The sequence below is a fragment of the Terriglobus sp. TAA 43 genome, assembly GCF_000800015.1.
In the GTDB taxonomy this organism is placed as follows: Bacteria; Acidobacteriota; Terriglobia; order Terriglobales; family Acidobacteriaceae; genus Terriglobus.
The window spans coordinates 2,724,470-2,743,303 of sequence record NZ_JUGR01000001.1; the positions used below are offsets into that span (position 1 = coordinate 2,724,470).

20 protein-coding genes are annotated in these 18,834 nt (G+C 58.0%); 11 read left to right on the forward strand and 9 right to left on the reverse strand.

Annotated features, from left to right (window positions below):
• Positions 1–16: 16 nt before the first annotated feature.
• Positions 17–1,084, reverse strand: a complete 1,068-nt coding sequence (locus M504_RS11595) for an alpha/beta fold hydrolase (RefSeq protein WP_047491445.1) — start codon at positions 1,082–1,084, stop codon at positions 17–19.
• Between the two features lie 30 nt (positions 1,085–1,114).
• Entirely contained in the window at positions 1,115–1,588 is a 474-nt protein-coding gene (locus M504_RS11600) for an HXXEE domain-containing protein (protein ID WP_047491448.1), read from the reverse strand.
• 81 nt (positions 1,589–1,669) lie between these two features.
• On the opposite strand from M504_RS11600, the gene M504_RS11605 reads away from it, so the two are divergent.
• Positions 1,670–2,290 carry a TetR/AcrR family transcriptional regulator gene (locus tag M504_RS11605; RefSeq protein ID WP_047491451.1) on the forward strand — a complete coding sequence of 207 codons (621 nt, stop codon included), beginning with the start codon at positions 1,670–1,672 and terminating at the stop codon, positions 2,288–2,290.
• Positions 2,291–2,306: 16 nt separating this feature from the next.
• Here M504_RS11605 and M504_RS11610 read toward each other — a convergent pair whose 3' ends face one another.
• The 4 genes from M504_RS11610 to M504_RS11625 form a co-directional block, all read right to left on the reverse strand.
• Positions 2,307–3,647 (reverse strand): hypothetical protein, encoded by a 1,341-nt coding sequence (locus tag M504_RS11610; RefSeq protein WP_232296260.1) that lies wholly within the window; start codon positions 3,645–3,647, stop codon positions 2,307–2,309.
• A 206-nt stretch (positions 3,648–3,853) separates the two neighbouring features.
• Positions 3,854–4,126 (reverse strand): DUF2164 domain-containing protein, encoded by a 273-nt coding sequence (locus M504_RS11615; RefSeq protein WP_047491455.1) that lies wholly within the window; start codon positions 4,124–4,126, stop codon positions 3,854–3,856.
• A gap of 312 nt (positions 4,127–4,438) precedes the next feature.
• Complete coding sequence (locus M504_RS11620) at positions 4,439–5,575, reverse strand: Gfo/Idh/MocA family protein (RefSeq protein WP_047491457.1); 1,137 nt, start codon at positions 5,573–5,575, stop codon at positions 4,439–4,441.
• A 4-nt stretch (positions 5,576–5,579) separates the two neighbouring features.
• Entirely contained in the window at positions 5,580–5,789 is a 210-nt protein-coding gene (locus M504_RS11625) for a hypothetical protein (RefSeq protein WP_047491460.1), read from the reverse strand.
• A gap of 471 nt (positions 5,790–6,260) precedes the next feature.
• Here M504_RS11625 and M504_RS22325 point away from each other — a divergent pair, with 471 nt between their 5' ends.
• Complete coding sequence (locus tag M504_RS22325; RefSeq protein WP_198137578.1) at positions 6,261–6,884, forward strand: septal ring lytic transglycosylase RlpA family protein; 624 nt, start codon at positions 6,261–6,263, stop codon at positions 6,882–6,884.
• A gap of 193 nt (positions 6,885–7,077) precedes the next feature.
• Here M504_RS22325 and M504_RS11635 read toward each other — a convergent pair whose 3' ends face one another.
• Complete coding sequence (locus M504_RS11635) at positions 7,078–8,661, reverse strand: DUF5060 domain-containing protein (protein WP_052200847.1); 1,584 nt, start codon at positions 8,659–8,661, stop codon at positions 7,078–7,080.
• 145 nt (positions 8,662–8,806) lie between these two features.
• Between M504_RS11635 and M504_RS11640 the strand changes: the two genes are divergently transcribed.
• The 9 genes from M504_RS11640 to M504_RS11685 all read left to right on the forward strand — a co-directional run bounded on the left by M504_RS11640 (position 8,807) and on the right by M504_RS11685 (position 16,746).
• Positions 8,807–9,649, forward strand: a complete 843-nt coding sequence (locus M504_RS11640) for a TIGR03435 family protein (RefSeq protein ID WP_047491463.1) — start codon at positions 8,807–8,809, stop codon at positions 9,647–9,649.
• Positions 9,650–9,774: 125 nt separating this feature from the next.
• Positions 9,775–10,542, forward strand: coding sequence for a TIGR03435 family protein (locus M504_RS11645; protein WP_232296261.1), 768 nt, complete (start codon positions 9,775–9,777; stop codon positions 10,540–10,542).
• A 125-nt stretch (positions 10,543–10,667) separates the two neighbouring features.
• On the forward strand, positions 10,668–11,462 hold the full coding sequence (locus M504_RS11650; RefSeq protein WP_232296262.1) for a TIGR03435 family protein: 795 nt from the start codon (positions 10,668–10,670) through the stop codon (positions 11,460–11,462).
• A 30-nt stretch (positions 11,463–11,492) separates the two neighbouring features.
• Complete coding sequence (locus M504_RS11655; RefSeq protein WP_047491469.1) at positions 11,493–12,287, forward strand: TIGR03435 family protein; 795 nt, start codon at positions 11,493–11,495, stop codon at positions 12,285–12,287.
• A 31-nt stretch (positions 12,288–12,318) separates the two neighbouring features.
• On the forward strand, positions 12,319–13,116 hold the full coding sequence (locus M504_RS11660; protein ID WP_047491472.1) for a TIGR03435 family protein: 798 nt from the start codon (positions 12,319–12,321) through the stop codon (positions 13,114–13,116).
• Positions 13,116–13,916 carry a TIGR03435 family protein gene (locus tag M504_RS11665; protein WP_047491475.1) on the forward strand — a complete coding sequence of 267 codons (801 nt, stop codon included), beginning with the start codon at positions 13,116–13,118 and terminating at the stop codon, positions 13,914–13,916. The genes M504_RS11660 and M504_RS11665 overlap by 1 nt, the downstream gene beginning before the upstream one ends.
• Before the next feature lie 18 nt (positions 13,917–13,934).
• Positions 13,935–14,387 (forward strand): Holliday junction resolvase RuvX, encoded by a 453-nt coding sequence (gene ruvX / locus M504_RS11670; protein WP_047491477.1) that lies wholly within the window; start codon positions 13,935–13,937, stop codon positions 14,385–14,387.
• Between the two features lie 460 nt (positions 14,388–14,847).
• On the forward strand, positions 14,848–16,293 hold the full coding sequence (dnaA, locus tag M504_RS11680; RefSeq protein WP_047491483.1) for a chromosomal replication initiator protein DnaA: 1,446 nt from the start codon (positions 14,848–14,850) through the stop codon (positions 16,291–16,293).
• A gap of 78 nt (positions 16,294–16,371) precedes the next feature.
• On the forward strand, positions 16,372–16,746 hold the full coding sequence (locus M504_RS11685; RefSeq protein ID WP_047491485.1) for a nuclear transport factor 2 family protein: 375 nt from the start codon (positions 16,372–16,374) through the stop codon (positions 16,744–16,746).
• Positions 16,747–16,752: 6 nt separating this feature from the next.
• Here M504_RS11685 and M504_RS11690 read toward each other — a convergent pair whose 3' ends face one another.
• Entirely contained in the window at positions 16,753–17,871 is a 1,119-nt protein-coding gene (locus M504_RS11690) for a glycosyltransferase (protein WP_156993702.1), read from the reverse strand.
• A gap of 36 nt (positions 17,872–17,907) precedes the next feature.
• Positions 17,908–18,831: an NADP-dependent oxidoreductase gene (locus M504_RS11695; protein WP_047491488.1), complete on the reverse strand. Its 924-nt coding sequence runs from the start codon at positions 18,829–18,831 to the stop codon at positions 17,908–17,910.
• Positions 18,832–18,834: the final 3 nt, after the last annotated feature.

Here is an 18,834-nt window from a genome sequence, read left to right on the forward strand (position 1 = left end):
CACAGAGGTTTAACGCTTATTGCGGGCGGGTGAGGCCGAGTTGCGTGGGGAGCCAGTGGGCTATCAATGACATAACCTCTGGAAGTTTTGAAAAAGCGCAGTGTCCGGTTCCGGGAATCAAATGGACTTCGCAATCTTTCCTGTTTTCAAACAGGAGCGTATCGGCCTGCGGGACGAAGTAATCGTCGGCGCCATTGATGACGAGCAATGGTGCATTGTCCGGGCGAGCGAGCAGATCGCGCCTGGCCAGTTTGTCTGCGGCAGCCATGAACTCTGCTTCCGATGGCTGACGGTCGAAGCCCATGTCGTTGGCGATGATGTCCTGCATGCCGTATGGAAGTTTTTGAAGCGCTTCCGGTGCGAATGCGTGATCGACGGGGCCGCCGAGAATGATGGATGCATCCACAACTTTCAGCAGCCCGGTCATGGCTGAGTAGTTTGCGCCGAACGACATGCCGAAGTGCGCGAGCTTGCCGTTGCCGATGCGGCGTGCTTCTGCTACGAGGCCGAGCACGACTTCGTCCGCGGCGGCCGAGAGGGGAACGTCTGTCTCGCCCGTGCCGGGTTGGTCAAACGCCATGACTGTGACGGGAAGATGTTGTGCGAGCGCAATGAAGATTCCATGGCTGTCCATCTTCCATGTGTCGACGCCGCCATTGAACAGAAGAATGGGCTGATGGCCGTATTGACCTGTGGCGCTGTAGAAGTGGGCGGGCACCGTTGTTGTGGAACCTTTGTACGGCAGGTCGATCAATCGACGTTCAAACTTCACCGGAAAACCCGGTGCTGCGGCGAGATAGGTTTCGACTTGTTTTGGGAGCGCTGTCCGCCTGGCGTCGTTCGCGAGGCAGGGAAATTTTGCGCATCCGTATGCGAGTGAAGCCAGGAACATTTCGTTTGCATCTGCGTGTCTCTGCGCGAGACGTGACCATTCATATACCCAGCCGCCGGGAGCGTTGGACCACATGTCCGTGATGGCGGTCTGCATCTCCGCGACTTCTGCTTTTGGAACGCCGAGCCCGACAAATTCGCCGAAGCGGTCTTCAAACATGGCTTTCGCGTCGATCGGATATTCGTAGCCCATGGGAGTCTCCTCTTACTTTCAGTTGTGGATTCAGTACGCTCGGGTCTGGTCGAAGTAGCTGCTGCGCCTGAGCAGAAGGAAGCTGATTGGCAGTGCGAGAAGCGCCGCGCCTACGAGGAAGGCGGTGATCACGACACGCGCATTCAATTCCGCAGCAAGCATGGTGTACGTTCCAAGCGGCCAGAAGAGAAGCGCGGCGGTGATCAGGCCGGGTGAGAAGCGGCGGCCCATGGATCGCACGAAGGGAAATGCGTGCATCAACGTTGCGTTGATGAGCATGAGTGCGGGGAAGCCGAGGGAGACGGCGGGATATTCCGGAGCGATCTCGACGGCGACGATGCCTACAACGATGACAAGGCAGTTGGTGATGTAGAAGTCGTCCCAGCGCGTGGGAAGGTGAAGCACCTGCTGCGACCAGGTTCGCCAGTCAAAAATAAACTCCTCTAAAACGTGCGCGCCATATGCGGCAACGCAAAGCCACAGCATGATCTGAAGATGTGTCATTTGTTTTTTCTCCTATGCGGTCTCAGACTTTACAAAAAGAATATTCTTTCTTTATTATGAGATTGGCAAGGAGAAAAATGGATGCCGAAAATTTCAGAGGAACAGCGGCAGGCGCGTCGGGACCAGATCCTGGCTGCTGCATGGCGGTGCTTTGCCCGCAACGGAATCCACGCGACTTCAATGGAAGAGATCATTCGCGAGGCGGAGCTTTCGGCTGGTGCGGTGTATCTGTACTACAAGGGCAAAGATGAACTGATCCTTGCAGCCATAGAGACTTACATGGGTGATTTGAGAGGGCTTCTTCTGCCTCTGCTGATGCGAGAAAAGCCGCTGCCGCCCGCTGCGTTTGCGCGAGAGATTACCGCTGCCATTTCATCGCATACGCAAAGGGGTGGCCTTGATCTGAACGTGATCATCCTGATGTGCTGGAGCGAGGCGCAGTCGAATCCAACGGTGAAGAAGCTTGTTTCTGGATTCCAGCTTAAGTATCGCGAAGCGTTGACCCACATTGTTCGCATCTGGCAGAAGGAAGGACACCTTTCGAAAAAAGGAAAGCCGGATGAGGTGGGAAAGGTTTTGCTGTCATTCTTCCTGGGCTTCATTGTGCAGTCTGCATTGCTGGGCAGGATGGAACCCGAGACGGCTGCACAGGGGATCGCCGGATTGATTGGAGTCGCGACGACTCGACGAACTTCAGCGTAATGCCTGGCTCGTTGCGTTAGCGTGCAGCTTGGGCTGCGCCTTGAAGTGCGCCTCGTCTTCCGGGAGCGTTTTGCAGTGCGGTTGCGAATGCTTCGGAGGCTGCCTCTGTGTTTGACTGCAGCAGCAATAGGTCGCCTAACTGTTCGCGGGCCGGGACGATGGGGCCTGGTGTTAGCGGGAGTTTTTCGATTCCGTCTTCTTCGTCTGCAGCGTTGCGAAGGATGGTTGCAGCTTGCGCGGGTTGATGCGAAGCCTGCGCTGACCATGCCATGACTTCAAGCTTCATGATCTGGACCTGCGAGGTCCAGTAGCTGTTGCCCGCTGCTTGCAGACGATCTTCGAGTGATTGGAGCGTTTTGGCTTCCTGATCTGATTGCTGCGAATGACCGTTGCGTGCGAAGCCGAGTCCGCGTGCCCACACAGCGATGGCCACGATCTGCGGTGGGGTTGTGTCGGATGGATTAGCGACCTGTTCTGCTTCGTTCCATTGGTTGCGTTCGACGATGTAGCGAATGGGCATGGCTGTGGCTGCGTAGCCGACTTTGAAGTCGTTCATGTGGAGGTTGTCCATTGCCTTAAGTTGCTCAATGGTGAGCAGGGCTTTTTGGTCGTCACCGTTTTGCAGGTAGGCGTAGACGAGATAGTCCATGGCGTGCAGCTCTTCGCCGATGTCGTTCTGCTGTTGTGCGGCTTTTCTTGCAGCGAGATTGGATGTGATGGAGTCGTTCCATAGACCGAGTCGGGTGAAGATGTGGGATGGCATGTGCAACGCGTGCGGCGCTGAGGGAGCGATGCCTGCGTAGACTCGCGCTGCTGGTAGACCTTGCGAGGCCAGTTCCTGGTTATCGCAGGCGTGGATGAGATAGTGCGGGATGCCGGGGTGGTCGGGATATTTGCGAAAGAGCGGCTCGAGGATGTCTGCTGCCTGTTTCTGTTTTCGATGTTCTCTGTCTAACGGCGAGGCGTTGGAGATGAGAGCTAGCGCGTAGAACACTTGTGCCTCGGGGTCTTGGGGATTCGCTGTCGCGATCTGTTGCATGGCTTCTTCGTAGCGCAATGCTCTTGTGGTGTAAGGCACTGAGGTATCGCTGACAATGAGGCTGAATGCCTGGATGAATGCGCGCTCACGCTCTGTGGTTTGAAGTGCTGCGGCCTGCGTGATCTCCTGCTTTGCCGCTGCGGTATCCGCAGGTGATGGGGGAATATCCCATAGCTGGTGATAGTGCGTCATGGCACTGCCCCAGTGCGCGATGGCGCAGTTGGGGTCTTGCTGGGCTACGTGATGGAAGCCTTCATCCGCCTCTTTGTATGTGAAGGAGTGCAGGAGCGCGACGGCGCGGTTGAATTCTGGTTGCACCTGAGGCTTGCACGACGTTGCGAACGAGACGCTGCCCAGCTTTTCAGGCGCGGGGTGGTCGTGCTGTTCCTGAGCGCTTAGAAAAGTGAGAGCGGCGAGGGGCGCGATGAGGATCGTTCTAAGAATGTGAACCTCCCAGGAAGCACAAACGAAGCCGATTTCTTTCGAATGTTACGCCACCGCCATTTTGTTCTGTAGGGGATTCGTCAGCGGCGTTTGCGTTTGCTGTCGAGGGTGGGCCAGTAGGCGAGGGGTTTTTCGTAGAGGTCGCCGGTGAGGTCGGCTACTACGGAGGTGAGGCGCGATTGCGCGTCGCTGATGGCCTGGTTGTAGACGAGTGGGCCGATCTCTTCGAGGAGGTAGTCGAGCAGCATGCCTGCGGGCAGGTCGCCGATGGGCTCGGGGAGGTTCTCTTCGAAGTAGCGTTTGAGGGAGGCGATGGCGTCGGTGCGCTGCTGGCGATTGAGTTCGATGGGCATGGCTTCTTCTATATTTTGCTACGCGCGCATTCCCTCAGAGGCTAAAGCCCCTTTCTCAGCGTGTGTCTTTACGGCAGGGCTAAAGCCCTGCCCTTCCGAGAGAAGACGCGCTTTACGCGTTGGAGCTTCGCTTTCGCGAAGCTGGTTTGATCTGTGGCTGGAAGGTTCGGCCGTTTTCGGCGCGATTGAGTCCGTGGGGATTCTTCGCTGCGCTCAGAATGACGAACTTCGTTCGTTGGAGCTTCGCTGGTTTGGTTTCGCACGAAGACCCAGGTTAGCTTCGCGCACCTGGGGCACCCGGTTTACGCTTCGTTAAACCAGTCCGGCGCGTTGCTGGTGGTCGGCGATGGCGGCGTTGATTTCCAGCGCGAGGGCGAGGGCGTTGCGGCCGTTGTGGCCGGTGACGCGGGGTTCCTGCCGCGTGCGGATGGCGTTTAGGAAGTCTTCGATTTCGAGGCGCAGGGGTTCGCCGGGTTCTGTCGGGATTTTGCGAAGCGACAAGCCTGCCGAGGGATGTTCCTCGGTGGGAATGGGTGAGGCTGCTGCCTGTTGCGTAGTTCGCAGGGATGCGAGGTGCGCTTCGACTTCTTCCGCGGTGTGCGATTCGTCGCGGCCCGTGGATGCGGCGAAGAGGGCCTGCATTTGCGCGGCGGTGAGGGACGCTGCGGCTGTGACGTCGATCATGAGCAGGTCCTGGCGCGCGAAGTCGAGCGAGAGATATTGATGCGGCTGGAAGAATCGCAGTTTGCGGACGCGCTCCGTCGAGATGCGTGAGGCGGTGAAGTTGGCGACCGCTCCGCTTTCGAACTCGACGCGGACATTTGCGATGTCGGTCTTCTTAGAGAGCACAGGCAGGCCGACGGCGCGGACTTCGCGGACGGGGGAGTCGGCGAGGGTGAGCACGATGTCGAGGTCGTGGATCATGAGGTCGAGCACGACATCCACGTCGAGCGAGCGCGGCGTGAAGATGCTGAGCCGGTGCGACTCAAAGAACATGGGTTGGTGGACGAGCGAGGTGGCCGCTGTAACCGCGGGGTTGAAGCGTTCGAGATGGCCCACCTGCACGATGCAGCCGTGTTCGCGGGCGGCGGCGAGGATGCTGTCCGCCTCGGCGAGCGATGAGGCGATGGGTTTTTCAATGAGGACGTCGATGCCCGCCTCAAGCAGCGCGATGGCTGCGGAGGCGTGGTGGACGGTGGGTGTGCAGACGCTGGCGGCGGCAATGCCGAGTCCGGCGGCGAGCAGATCGTCGACCGAGGCGAAGACGGGGATGCCGTATTCCGCGGCGACGGCGGCGCGGGCGGATTCGCTGGGGTCGGCGCAGGCGGCGAGGCGGATGCCCGCACCGGCCTGTTCCAGCGCGCGATAGACGCGGAGATGGTTGCGGCCGAAGGCTCCGGCGCCGATAACGGCGATGGCCGTGGCGCCGGATGGAGCGATGTGGCTCATGGGGTTACTTCGCTTCGACAGCCTGGCGGCAACGGCCGTAGAGCTCAAGCAGAGCTGCGACCTGATCGTCGGACTTGGGCGTGGCGGTGCCAGCGAATCCGGGTGTGCCACCGCCGGTGGACTTGACCACGTTGGTGGTGGAGGCGATGAACTTGAGCAGGTCGAGCGCGATGTCTTCGGTGCGGCGGGCAGCGCCCGTGATTGGCTGTTCCATGGATGGTTCCTCAGTTTCTGAGGATACCCGATGCAACCTTTTGTGTGCTTTGGGCATTATGTAAGCTACTGATTCTACGTGATGAACCCGAAAGAATGCGCCAAAAGGCTGGTATTTTGCGGGGGGAGTTGATAACCTGACACAGGTTTGAGGGTTCTAAGAATCCCGACCAACAGTGCTGACAGGTTTCGGGCTTACCGGTCCACCTGCTGCCCAATCCGCGCGAGGCGCAGGCACACAGTGCCGCTCCAGTCGCGCAGAAGTGCCAAGGCGACGGCAAGATCGCCAAATCCCAAAGAAAGAAGACAGGAAGACAGCGGAGCTCAGGGACATTGTCGTGCGTTTTTAACTGTCGCGATTTGCGACAGCAAGAAAGCCGGCGAACCTACCCTGTGACCAGCACAAGCAGAAACACGCGCGCGCTCGTTGATTTATCTCCGCCCCATTGCTCCTGGTTTAGCAGGCAGTTCATTGATCCACTCAACCGAAATCGGTTCGGACAACACTCTCCAGATCCACCCCGCGAAACTTACCCGCGGATTTGTATCACTCTCTCGCACCCTGTTACGCAGCCGCGCCGTTGTGCGGTTGGCCCGCAAGCGTCACTCGCTCGCCCTGGGACTGGCATTGGCCACCGGCGCTGCTGTTTCTGCCGCGTATGCCACGGTTACCGTGGTGACGCACCAGGTGGATTCACACACACGTGTTGAGCCTTTGGCACCCGCACCTGCGCCTCCCGCCGCACCGCCGGTGGAACTGACGAAGAAGCGTCATCCGATTCTCAATTTCCGCGCGACTGCCTTCCGCGGACTGGCCTCCTGGTATGGGCAGGTCTGGAACGGACGCACCACCGCCAGTGGCGAAACCTTTGACGAAACCAAGCTGACTGCCGCACACAAGACTCTGCCGCTGGGCACGATTGTCCGCGTGACGGACATGGAAAACATGAAGTCAGTGGTGGTGAAGATTAATGATCGTGGAACACTGGCTCCGGATCGCGTGATTGACCTGTCTTCTGCCGCAGCGAAAGAGCTGGGCATTATTGAGCAGGGATTGGCGAAGGTGAAGCTGGAGATTATTAAGAAAGCTTCCTAACCGTTTCTCAGAGAGAACGATCTTCACGAAGGGGTCCGCGCTGCGCGGGCCCTTTGTGCTGTCTGTCGAGACTTGTTTCAATCCCACTTCGCAAAAGCGAGACGTGGGCACCCGCATTCTCGTGAGGGAGAGGAATGCAGATCCTTCGGCTTCGCTCAGGATGACGGACGTTGGCCGTATGAGCTTCGCTGGATTACACGCGGCGGAAGCGCAGTGCCTGGTGGGCCTTTACCTTCATGCGGATTTTTGTTTTGCCTGTGTGTGTGCCGGGTACGGGTGTTGCGGTGGTGGTGAGTGGATCGATGAGTTCTGCGGTGAAGGTTCCTTCGGGCAATGGAAACTCGTACCAGACGGGCTGGTGTTCATCCATGAAGTAGAGGATGGTTTGCGCCTGTTTTCCATCTGCTCCGCCGTAGACCGTTGCGTTGAGGTAGTACGGCTTGTCTTGAGCGAAGAAGCCCATGCGGGCGTTTGGTGTGGATGCGGACTCTTCAACGAGTTTGCGTAGCTGCGCGATGGCTGCGGAGCTTTCGCCGTGCAATGTGCCGCCGTGCGCCCACCAGAGCGTGGGTGTGGTGTCTTCGTTGAAGGCTTCTTCTGTGTCGGGCAGGTACGTTTCGCCGTGGGTGACGTAGCAACCATTGATAAGGCCGAGCCAGAAGCGACGAGTCATTTCTGCGGCGCTGATGTTGCCCCAACGTTTGTTGAGATTGCCCTCGTACTTGCATTCGTCGAAGATGACTGGCTTCTTGTATGCGGCGAGCCACTGCGGTGCTTTGTCGAACTCGTCGGTCTGCAGGCTGCCGTGCGTGATCCACGGATGCGCGTAGTCGTACATGATGGCCGCGTGGTGGATGCTGCGCAGGTGATGGTGTGCGTCGGCTGCTTCAAGAACGTGGAAGAGACGATCAAAGTCCGCGAGGGTCTTCTGCTTCATGAAATCCCACTCGTTCGCCATGGACCACCACACGTTGCGATAGGCGCCGAGACGTGCGACGACGTAGCGCAGATAGAACGCGTCCTGCTCAGGCGTCATGCTGCTGTAGCCCCAGCGGTCGTAGGGATGGAAGAGGATGAGGTCGGCTTCGATGTTGAGCTTCTGCAGGTCGAGGATGCGCTGTTCGAGATGCGCGAAGAAGTGTGGGTCGAAGCGTGTGTAGTCGTTGGTGGTGCCGTTGCGCGGGAAGGGGTAGAACGGCGGTTCGTTGTGGTTGTACTCGTAGTGCTTGGGGAAGATGCACATACGGATTTTGTTGAAGGGCGCGGTCTTCAACGTTGCTAATGTTTGCTGTTGCAGGGTTTCGCTTTGATGAATCCACGCGTAGCTTGTTGTGCCGAAGGGGAAGTAGGGTGTGCCGTCGGCGTATGAGAAGTGTTGTGCGTTGTGGACGACGATGGGGCCGTGCGCGTTTGGCAATGGCTTGCTTACCGTGAAGCTGCCGGTCTTGCCTGCGAGCGATGCGTTGTTGCTGGCTGTGGTGTAGGACCATTCGCCCACGGTGTCAGGCATGAAGCGGACTTTGTAGGTGCCTTCACCGTCGTAGAAACCGGGGATATGAACGCTGCGATGGCCGAGGTGGAAGTCGGCAGAGAGTTCGACTTCCATGAAGGGATTGCCGGTGGCTGGGCCTTGCAGTGTGAGTTCGAAGATCTCCCACTGTGGGATGGGCGTGTGTTGCTGGCGCGCTTTTGGTTGTTGCGCGGTGAGGGTGGCGGGCAACAGGGCAGCGGCGGCTCCGCTGAATTTCAAGGCATCGCGACGAGTGAGGTTTCGCACGGCAATAGCGTATCTGGTTTGCAACACAAAATTCCGGAACGTCGTGGGGAGTTTGTGCGTATGGAACAACAGGAACCGAAACCCTGACCCTTCATCGCGTTTTGAGGTTGGGTTCTGTGTTCCAACACCCTGGAGTTTTCAATCGATGTGCTTTCCATTGATTCGCGCGCTTTTGCTTGCTGTGTTTCTTGTTGGTCCTGTTGCTGGCTTTTCGTTGGGTGCGCAGCAACCTGTGGCATCGGCGCAGACGCAGGCGTTGCCGGCGTGGGACGTTGTGAGTATCAAGCCGCACAAGCCGGGCGATGATGACGTGAGCGAGCGCTTTTCGCCGGCAATGTACTCCGGGCGGAATGTGACCTTCAAGATGCTGATCAGCCAGGCGTATGGCGTGAAGGAGTGGCTGATCTTTGGGCTGCCTTCGTGGGTGGGTTCGCAGCGCTGGGATATTGAAGCCAAGGTGAGCGAGCCGGATATGAAGGTGATGCGCAAGCTGAGCCGCGAGGATCGGCGAGCCATGCTCAATGCCCTGCTGCGCGACCATGTGGGGCTGGTGGCGCATAAGGAATCGAAGGTGCAACCGGTGTTTGAGATGACGGCTCTGCCGGAAGGTGTGAAGTTTAAGGCTGTGCCTGCACCTTCAAGCTCTGAAGGCGGTGAGAAGCCTTCGCAGGGAAGCCAGATGACGGTGGACGATGGCTTGATCAGCGGCAGAGGCGTGACCATGACGACGCTGGCTGACACGTTGTCGTACCGGGTGGAGCGCAACATTGTGGACCGCACCGGACTGAAGTCGGAGTACGGCTACATGATTGATCTGCACTGGACGCCGGAGGAACGCGACAAGGGCAATGACAATGGCAGTGGGACCGATGCTCCTCCACCATTTTTTGAGGCTGTGCGTAAACAGCTTGGACTGAAGATGGTGCCGGGTAAGGCCGAGGTGCCGACGATTGTGGTGGAGCACATTCAACAGCCGGATGCGAATTAAGAGTTTCTGCATTCCGATGCGGCGGTTAATACGGATACCATCGTGACGGCGTCGCGCCCTCATTAACAACTATGCTCACTTTGAATCGTTGCCGCGTGTTTGCTCTTGCTCTTGTCCTTTGTGGCATGGGCTCTGCGATGTGCCGTGCCCAGTCGCCGCTTCCGGTGTTTGATGTGGTGACGATTAAGCCGCATCAGCCGGGCGATACGAACACCAACGTGAATCGCAGCCCTACCAGCCTGCAGGCGACCAACATCTCGTTGAAGGAGATGATTGCGGGCAACTTCAACGTGAAGGCGTGGCTGATCTTTGGTCTTCCTCCGTGGGCAGAGTCGCAGAAGTGGGACATTGTTGCGAAGGTGAGTGAGCCTGATCCGGCAGTGATGAAGAATCTTTCACGCCAACAGCGCGATGACATGGTGAAGGCGCTGTTGATGGAGCGGTTTGGTTTGCAACTGCACATGGATAGCAAGGTGCAGCCGGTGTTTGAGATGACGGCGATGCCGGACGGCGTGAAGTTCAAGGAGAGTGCGCCGCCCCCGAAGAATGATGATGGAACGCCGGGTAAGAATCCAGGTGCGAGCATGAGCACTTCAGACAATCACATGGTGGCGCACCACATCGCCATGAAGGCGTTTGCGGAGAACCTGTCGTACCGCGTGGAACGCACAGTCATCGATAAAACGGATATGCATAGCGAGAATGGCTATGACCTGGAGCTATCGTGGACGCCTGAGATGCTGAACAACGGCGGCGATAACGGCTCGGGACAGGAGGCTCCTCCGCCGATTTTCGAAGCCGTGAAGGATCAGCTTGGGTTGAAGCTGACGCCGACGAAGGCCGAGGTGCCGACCATTGTGATTGATCATGTGCAGATGCCGGATGCGAATTAATTCTTTATGCGTTCCGTTAGGGCGGGTTGTGCGGATACCATCGTGACGACGTTCGCGTCCTATCAACAACCATGCTCTCTGTGAATCGTTGTCGCCTGTTTGTACTGGCTCTTGCTCTTTGTGGCATGGGCTCCGCGATGTGCTGTGCCCAGATGCCGATGCCGCCGCTGTTGCCGGGCGGAGGGTACACGGGCGAGTTGCCGCAGTTTGATGTGATGTCGGTCAAGCCGCACAAGGGAGGCGACGACATCATGATGATGCACTGGGGCGAGGCGGACTATAAAGCCGTGAACATGACGCTGAAGAACATGATCAGCAACGTGTACGGCGTGAAGTCGTGGCTGGTGTTCGGGTTGCCGTCGTGGGCGGAGTCGTCACACTGGGACATTGATGCGAAGGTGAGCACGCCTGACATGAGCGTGATGAAGAAGCTTACGCCTGAGCAGCGACGTGTGATGATTGGCGGCATTCTGAAAGACCGCTTTGGCCTGGTGGTTCACCAGGAAGACAAGGTGCAGCCGGTGTTTGTGCTGACCGTGTTGCCAACAGGCAGCAAGCTGAAGGCGAGTGCGCCTCCGGCAGAGAATCCGGAACCGGGCAAGCTGACCAGCGGCACGTGGCGTATTGCCCGCGGCAGTATGACCGCTACGCGGACGAAGATGTCGACGCTTGCAGAGAGCCTGTCATACCAGGTGGGCCGCACCATCGTCGATAAGACGGGACTTACCGGTGAGTACGACCTGGAGTTGAAGTGGACGCCGGAAGAGCGTGCGAATGCAGCCACAGATAACGGCACAGGGGATGCTCCGCCTGCGATCTATGAGGCTTTGAAGGAACAGTTGGGGTTGAAGCTAACGGCGGATAAAGCGCCTGTGCCTACGGTTGTGGTGGATAAGATTACGCAGCCAGAAGAGAACTGATACCGCTGGTTCCAACGGGGAGGGCGCTTGATGAGGTTGGCTGTTGCGGTCGCGCTGGTTGCACTGATTGTGCCCTCACTTAGTTGGGCGCAGGACAAGGTGCCGACGCAATTCGATGTGACCGTGGTGCGGCCCAGTACGCCCGGTGAGAACCAGATGTCGCTGATGTGGAGCAGCACGGAGTGGAAGGCGAAGAATCTTCCGCTGCGGTTGCTGATTGCGTTCTCAAATCAAGTGGAGCCGTCGCTTGTTCTTGGATTACCGGCTTGGGCTGAATCTTCCCGTTGGAACATTGAGGGGAAGGTGGTTGATCCTGCGGCCAAGCCGATGGATAAGCTGTCTGCGGCTGAACGCAGGACGTTGATGTCGAGTGCATTGCACGACCGCTTCGGCATGGTGACGCACACAGAGAGCAAACTGCAGCCAGTGTTTGTGATGACGCTTGCGGGAGACACCTTAAAGATCAAACAAAGTCCGCCTTTGCCAGCAGGACAGCCAGCACCGAAATTTGGGCGCACAGACTGGAAGATGGAAGGCGACGTTCTGCATGTGAAGAATGCGACCATGGCGCAACTGGCGGACCAACTGACGCTTCGCATGCAGCGCAACGTGATTGACAAGACAGGACTGAGCGGCGAGTTCGACTTTGCGTTTCAATGGCCGCCGGAATATCGCGATCGCGTGGCTGTGAACGGTGGTGACCAGGATGCTGCACCGAGCATCTTCGAGAGTTTGAAAGAACAGGCCGGGTTGAAGCTGACCGCGGATAAGGCTCCTGTGCCTACGGTTGTGGTGGATGCGATTGTGAAGCCAGAAGAGAACTGATTCTTTGTTTGCTATGGAAAGGACTGCACGGATGAAGATGGAGAAGGCGATGATTGCGATGGTGATGGTGTTGCCTTGTGTGGCGGTGTCGCAAGAGAAGACGCCTGTGCAGTTCGACGTGATTACGGTGAAGCCGCACAAAGAAAGCGGCGGCATGAGCGGATGGCGCTGGACGAGCACCGGCATTGAGATGACCAATGTCTCACTGAAGACGATGATCTCTACCTCAAACAGCGTGCAGCCGTGGCTGGTGTTCGGTTTGCCTTCGTGGGCAGAGTCGTCGCGATGGGACATTCTGGCGAAGGTGACCGATCCGGAGATGAAACCGATCGAAAAGGTCACGACGAAGGAAAGGGTTGCGTTGATTGGAAGCATTGCCCATGACCGGTTTGGGCTGGTGGAGCACAACGAAACCAAGGTGCAACCGGTGTTTGTGATGACGGTGATGCCGGATGGTGTGAAGCTCAAGGAGAGTCCGCCACCGCCGAAGGGAGAACCGGAGCCGAAGTTTGGGCGTGGTTCGTTTCTGATGAACGACGGGGTGGTGCAGGCCAAGTACGTGAAGATGGGTTTCCTGGCGGATATGCTGTCGCCGCATTTGGAGCGCACGGTTCTGGATAAGACCGGCCTTACAGGCGAATACGACTTTGAAATTCATTGGCAGCCAGAGTCCCGCACGAAAGGCGCGGACAATGGTGCAGCGGATAGTGATGCTCCGCCGACGATCATTGAAGCTGTGAAGCAACAGCTTGGATTGAAGATGACTACGGATAAGGCGCCTGTGCCCACTGTTGTCGTCGACAAGATTGAGCAGCCTGAGGCGAACTGATGTTGCTTCCGACGGCGTTGCGCTATGTGGGTGTCTTGCTGTTGCTTCTCGTGCCGTGGCCTGCGGCGTGGTCACAGAGCACGCCACAGTTTGATGCCATCGTGGTGAGGCAGCACGATCCGCGTGATGTGAGCCAGGATGGAGGCATTCACTGGAGCGGCCTGACGTTTGAGGCGAACAACGTGCCGTTGACGTTCCTGATGACGCAGGCCTTTGGTGTGAAGAAGTGGCTCATTGATGGTCTGCCTGCCTGGGCAGAGAAGAACACGTGGGATGTAAACGCAAAAGTTGCCGCCAGCGATCTGAAGCTGATGCAGAACCTCACTCGCGAGCAACGCAGCCAGATGTTGCAAACCATACTGACGGAGCAGTTCCGACTGCGATATCACTTTGGTGAGAAGCTGCAGCCCGTGTACGAACTGAGCGTTCTGCCCGCAGGGCCAAAGTTCAAAGCATCCGCAAATATTGATGGGACGAAGCGCGGTTTTGGTGGATGGACCTTTATCGCTGGACTGGCGCAGTGCGAGCGCATCACAATGGCGCAGTTTGCGAACGGTCTTTCACCTTTGGTGGAACGCGTTGTGCTGGACAGGACGGACCTGACGGGTACTTACGACATTGAGGTGCGATGGACGCCGGAGAAATCTGCCAACGCGGCCAATGACAATGGCCTGGATGCGGCGGCTACACCGGGCATTGTGACGGCGTTGCGTGAGCAGGCGGGGTTGAAGCTGACATCTGCGAAGGCGATGGTTCCTTTACTGGTGATTGATGGCATGGAACAGCCCGAGCAACAGTAAACCTTCTATGCTGAATGCATGAGCGATGTGACGCGCGTGCTTGGTTTTGATGTGGGAGAACGGCGTGTTGGCATTGCTGTAACCGATGCGCTGGGGATGGCGCAGCCTTTGATCACGATGGGGCGTTCGTCGCAGAAGGAAGAGTTGCGCAACATTGCGCGACTGGTGCGCAAACACAACGTGACTGCGATGGTGGTGGGGCATCCACGGAACATGGACGGCAGTGCGAGTGCGCAGACGCTGAAGTGTCAGGCGTATGCCACAGCGTTGCGGGAACACTTCGCTATGCCTGTTCATTTGCAGGATGAGAGGCTTTCCTCTGCCGAGGCGGATGAGTGGCTGGACGCGCATGGCTATGCTCGCGGAGCCGAACGCAAGGGCTTGCTGGATCGCGTGGCGGCCATGGTGATATTGCAGGATTGGATGGACGCGCAGGGCCGGACGAACATCGCACAGGGCAGCCCGGAATAACACCGGCTGCTTTCGCCGTTGCAGGTTGTACAGGTGCGCGGGTGTACACCCTGCCGCAATCCGTGGCAAGGGAAATCGTACCTTTGGATGTACGCCTTTTTTACCGAAATGGAACCTTTCACCACCTTTGGTGCAAGTGTATTTTTAGTAAAAATTTTTGCGTCGCAGGCCTTCCAGAGAGAGGTTCTCATCGTGCTACCATCAGGTTCGTTCCTCAAGCAGAGAGGGTCTCGTCCCCAGCTTGATTTGAATTTGCATCACATCACCGATCGGTAGTTGTCAAGGCTCTGCCGACGGTTTTCAAGACAGAGACAGACATGCTCATCCGCCACAGTGCAGAGCGGAGATGGTGTCGTTGTTTCAAAATTTTGCTCGCGGTTGCACTTCCCCCAAAGGCAATGCAGCCAGGTTTGACAGTGAACGCCGGACGCTGGTTCGGCAAGGCAAGGAAAGAAATCGGATGTCATTTGGACCCACGGCATCGACCGTAACCGCTCCGCAGAACGCCTGGACACGTATCCTAGGCGCGCTTGAGATGAAGGTTAATCGTCAGTCGTTTCAGACATGGCTGAAGCCCACGCGCTTCTCTCATGCGAACGACCGCACGCTTTACGTTCGCATCCCCTCGCAACAGTTTCAGCACATTGGCGACCGCTACGCGGACCTGATCCAGGAAGCGATTGAGAACCTTACGCTGGAAGTGGACGACGTCCGCTTTGTGACCGTAGAGGACGATCCCACCACGCCGAAGACGCGGGAGGATGGTGGTTTCGCGCCGCTGCCTTCGCATTCGCCGAATGCGCCGCAGAACGCATCTTCGCTGGCGCCGGGACGTGGTTCTGCTCCGCAGGCTCCCAGTGCAGAGCAGGCTCGCTTTGACTGGAACACGGCAGCGCAACTCAATCAGCGCTACCTGTTTGAGAACTTCGTGATTGGTAGCGGCAACCAGTTTGCCCATGCTGCGGCGCAGGCCGTTGCAGAGCGCCCATCAAAGGCCTACAACCCGCTGTTCCTGTATGGCGGCGTGGGTATGGGCAAGACCCACCTGATGCACGCCATTGGGCATGAGGTGAAACGTCGGAATCCGCACGCCAGCATTATGTATGTCTCGGGTGAGAAGTTCACCAACGAGATGATCAACAGCGTGCGCTATGACAAGATGACGGGCTTCCGTGATCGTTATCGCACGGTTGATGTGTTGTTGATCGACGATATTCAGTTCATCAGCGGCAAAGAGCGTACGCAGGAAGAGTTCTTCCATACGTTCAATGCGCTGCACGAAAGCATGAAGCAGATTGTGATCACGAGTGATCGTCCGCCAAAGGAACTGGCGGAGTTGGATGATCGTCTGCGTTCGCGCTTTGAGTGGGGATTGATCGTCGACATTCAGCCGCCGGATCTGGAAACGAAGGTTGCGATTCTGCAAAAGAAGGCAGAGAGCGAACGCGTTACGCTGCCCACCGACGTTGCCATGTTTGTTGCGAGCAATGTGCGTACGAACGTGCGTGAACTGGAAGGCGCGCTGATTCGTTTGATTGCGTGGTCATCGCTGCATGGCGTGGAGATTACGCTGGCAACCGCGCAGCAGTGCCTGAAGCAGTTCATTGATACGCAGACGCGCAAGATCACGATTGAAGCCATTCAGAAGGCTACGGCTGAGCAGTTTGGTATGAAGATCAGCGAGTTGAAGCAGAAGAACAACTCGCGCCAGATTGTGGTGCCACGGCAGATTGCAATGTACCTGGCGAAGCAGATGACGGAAGCTTCGTTGCCGGAGATCGGCCGCCAGTTTGGTGGCAAACACCACACGACTGTGATGCACTCCATTGCGAAGATTGATGAGCAGCGCAGAACGGATAAGGCGCTGAGCTCAACGATCAGCAAGCTGATGGAAACGTTAGCTTAAGAACCAATCACTCCAAGACTGCAAGAGCCTCGTATATACGAGGCTCTTGTTGTAGGTACATAGACAAGCGAGGAAGCGATGGGCGACGAGACAAGTAAGTATGAGCAGATGATCGAACGTCATCTTGCGGAAGTCTTCAGTGAAGTGGATGACACGAAGCGCATAACGGCCTTGCGTGAACTCTATGCAGAAGATGCGGTGCTGTATGAGCCAACGAACATTGTTCGCGGCATTGAAGCTATCTCTTCGACAGTCTCAGAGCTGCTGAAGAATTTTCCGCCGCGGTTCCGTTTTGTGGCTTCTGGCCCAGCACTGATCCACCACGAAATGTGTTGCGCGCCGTGGACCGCTGGCACACCCGACCAAGCGAACATGGTAACCGGCTACGACGTAGTGCAGTTTGCGAATGGCCGCATTCAATCGGTGTATGTCTTTCTCAATCCTTCGTCCTAACTGAGATCACGCGGCGGGGTAGGTGCGGTCCTTCCATTGGCCGCCTTTGCCGCTGTAGAAGCGGAAGGCGGAGGCCACGGTGGCCGCCATGTAAAACATGGCGATGATGGGCAGTGCTATGCCCCACAAGGGCGACTGCTGATAGCGCCGCAGGATGGGCTGGAAGAGCGCTGCCATGAGTACCCATGCGGCCAGTCCACACCACATGGCTACTCCGTGCACCGCCAGCGCAAGCGCCACCGGTACGGCATACAGCAGCAGCATGCCTGCTACTGTGCCGAGCAACAGCAGGGGCGAATACTGCAACTGCACGTATGCGGTGCGGGCGATCATCTGCCATGTGTCAGCGAAATGCGGATACTGGCGCAGGCTTGTCGCGCGTGTGGCGTGGCCCAACCAGATTGCGTGGCCACCGCGTTTGACTTCGCGTGCCAGTGCGCAGTCATCGATGAGTTCGGCGCGGATGCGCGAGACGCCTTCGATCCTTTGCAGTGCTGCCTGCGAGATGAGCATGGTACCGCCGGCCGCTGCGGCCACTTTGCTGCGTTTGTTTGCCACGCGCGCGAAGGGATAGAGCATGCCGAAGAAGAAGACGAATGCGGGAATGGCGAAGCGCTCCGGCAGTGTTTTGCAACGGAGGCGCACCATCTCTGAGACAAGGTCGTACTCGCCTGCCTGCGCCGCGGCTACTAACCGCGCCACGTGGCTTTGCGCATGCACAATGTCTGCATCAGTGAGCAGAACGTAGTCTGCATCTTCAGCGTGCTCGAGGCCCTGGGATACAGCCCACATCTTGCCTGTCCAACCTGCGGGCAGAGGATTGCCTTGTATGACGGTGAGGCGTGGATCTTCCGCGGCGATGTCGCGAGCAATTTCGCCGGTGCGGTCGGTGCTGTTGTCGTCGACGAGGATGACGCGGAGGGGCCAGGGGTAATGCTGTTGCAGCAGTGCGCAGAGGGTGTGTTCGATGTGCTCTGCTTCATCGCGCGCAGGGATGACGACGGCGACGCGCGCCATCTGCGGAGTGGCATGATGCGGCAGCTCTGGCCCGGCCTGCCAGAAACGCCCATGCGCTACAGCAAGGTAAAACCAGGCAGCAACGACAATGGAAGCAAGGATCAGCACACAGTCGATTGTGCGCCGTTTTCATGGGATACGCGACTAGAGAACGAGCAGCAGGATCTTGCCTCCGGTGCCACCCTTTTCTGCGAACGTTTGTGCCTCGACGGCTTCGTGCAGAGCGTAGCGGCGGACGATGGGGAGTTTGAATTTGCCGTCGCGGTAGTCCTGCGCGAAGGCGAGGACGCGTTTGGGGTCGGGGTGCGCTTTGACGCGCGCGAGGCGAACGCCGGGGTGGAGTGATACGTCGGGCGGCGGCGTAACCACGGTGGCGCAGACGCCGCCTTCGCAGATGTGGGTGAGCAGTGGCGTAGTCGCCTTATCGCCGGTGGTATCAGCGATGGCGTCGACGGTGCCCATGCATTTGCGCGCTTCTTCGTCGTCCATGGCGAGGACGCCGTGCGCGCCGAGTTCCTTCGCCTCCTCAACCTGCGATGAGCGAACACCGGCGATGACGTTGGCGCCCAGCGTGAGAGCGCTGTGCACGGCTGCGCGGCCCACGCTGCCGAGCGCTCCTGTGACAATCACGGACTGGCCCGGTTGCAGAGCGCAACCTTCGCGGACGAGTTGGTCGCCGGTGAGAACGACGAGGGGTAAAGCAGCCGCTTCTACGGGATCAAGGCCTTCGGGCGTGTGCGTGATGTCGACGGCCTTGATGGCGACCAGCGAGGCGTAGGTGGCAGATTCGGGACTGAAGGCCATGACGCGATCGCCGACGCTGACGCCCTGCACGTCTTTGCCGATGGCGCGCACGATGCCGATGACATCACGGCCAAGGATTGCCGGGAAGGTCAGAGGGTATCGCTCTTGTGCTGCGCCGGAACGCATCTTCCAATCGATGGGATTGATGCTGGTGGCGGCGGTGGCGATGAGCACCTGGTCATCCGCGATCTGAGGGTCGGGAACGTCGGTTTCATAATGCAGGTTCTTTGCCGGGCCGTACTCATAGAGGCGCACTGCGTTCATGGC

Bases quoted from the DNA above. Each gene is read 5' to 3' on its own strand.
- M504_RS11655 (WP_047491469.1), top strand. From the start codon at position 11,493: ATGAGGTTGGCTGTTGCGGTCGCGCTGGTTGCACTGATTGTGCCCTCA.
- M504_RS11600 (WP_047491448.1), bottom strand. From the start codon at position 1,588: ATGACACATCTTCAGATCATGCTGTGGCTTTGCGTTGCCGCATATGGC.
- M504_RS11640 (WP_047491463.1), top strand. From the start codon at position 8,807: ATGTGCTTTCCATTGATTCGCGCGCTTTTGCTTGCTGTGTTTCTTGTT.
- M504_RS11645 (WP_232296261.1), top strand. From the start codon at position 9,775: ATGGGCTCTGCGATGTGCCGTGCCCAGTCGCCGCTTCCGGTGTTTGAT.
- M504_RS11615 (WP_047491455.1), bottom strand. From the start codon at position 4,126: ATGCCCATCGAACTCAATCGCCAGCAGCGCACCGACGCCATCGCCTCC.
- M504_RS11650 (WP_232296262.1), top strand. From the start codon at position 10,668: ATGGGCTCCGCGATGTGCTGTGCCCAGATGCCGATGCCGCCGCTGTTG.
- M504_RS11595 (WP_047491445.1), bottom strand. From the start codon at position 1,084: ATGGGCTACGAATATCCGATCGACGCGAAAGCCATGTTTGAAGACCGC.
- M504_RS11605 (WP_047491451.1), top strand. From the start codon at position 1,670: ATGCCGAAAATTTCAGAGGAACAGCGGCAGGCGCGTCGGGACCAGATC.
- M504_RS11660 (WP_047491472.1), top strand. From the start codon at position 12,319: ATGAAGATGGAGAAGGCGATGATTGCGATGGTGATGGTGTTGCCTTGT.
- M504_RS11625 (WP_047491460.1), bottom strand. From the start codon at position 5,789: ATGGAACAGCCAATCACGGGCGCTGCCCGCCGCACCGAAGACATCGCG.
- M504_RS11685 (WP_047491485.1), top strand. From the start codon at position 16,372: ATGGGCGACGAGACAAGTAAGTATGAGCAGATGATCGAACGTCATCTT.
- dnaA (WP_047491483.1), top strand. From the start codon at position 14,848: ATGTCATTTGGACCCACGGCATCGACCGTAACCGCTCCGCAGAACGCC.
- M504_RS11695 (WP_047491488.1), bottom strand. From the start codon at position 18,831: ATGAACGCAGTGCGCCTCTATGAGTACGGCCCGGCAAAGAACCTGCAT.
- ruvX (WP_047491477.1), top strand. From the start codon at position 13,935: ATGAGCGATGTGACGCGCGTGCTTGGTTTTGATGTGGGAGAACGGCGT.
- M504_RS11665 (WP_047491475.1), top strand. From the start codon at position 13,116: ATGTTGCTTCCGACGGCGTTGCGCTATGTGGGTGTCTTGCTGTTGCTT.
- M504_RS11620 (WP_047491457.1), bottom strand. From the start codon at position 5,575: ATGAGCCACATCGCTCCATCCGGCGCCACGGCCATCGCCGTTATCGGC.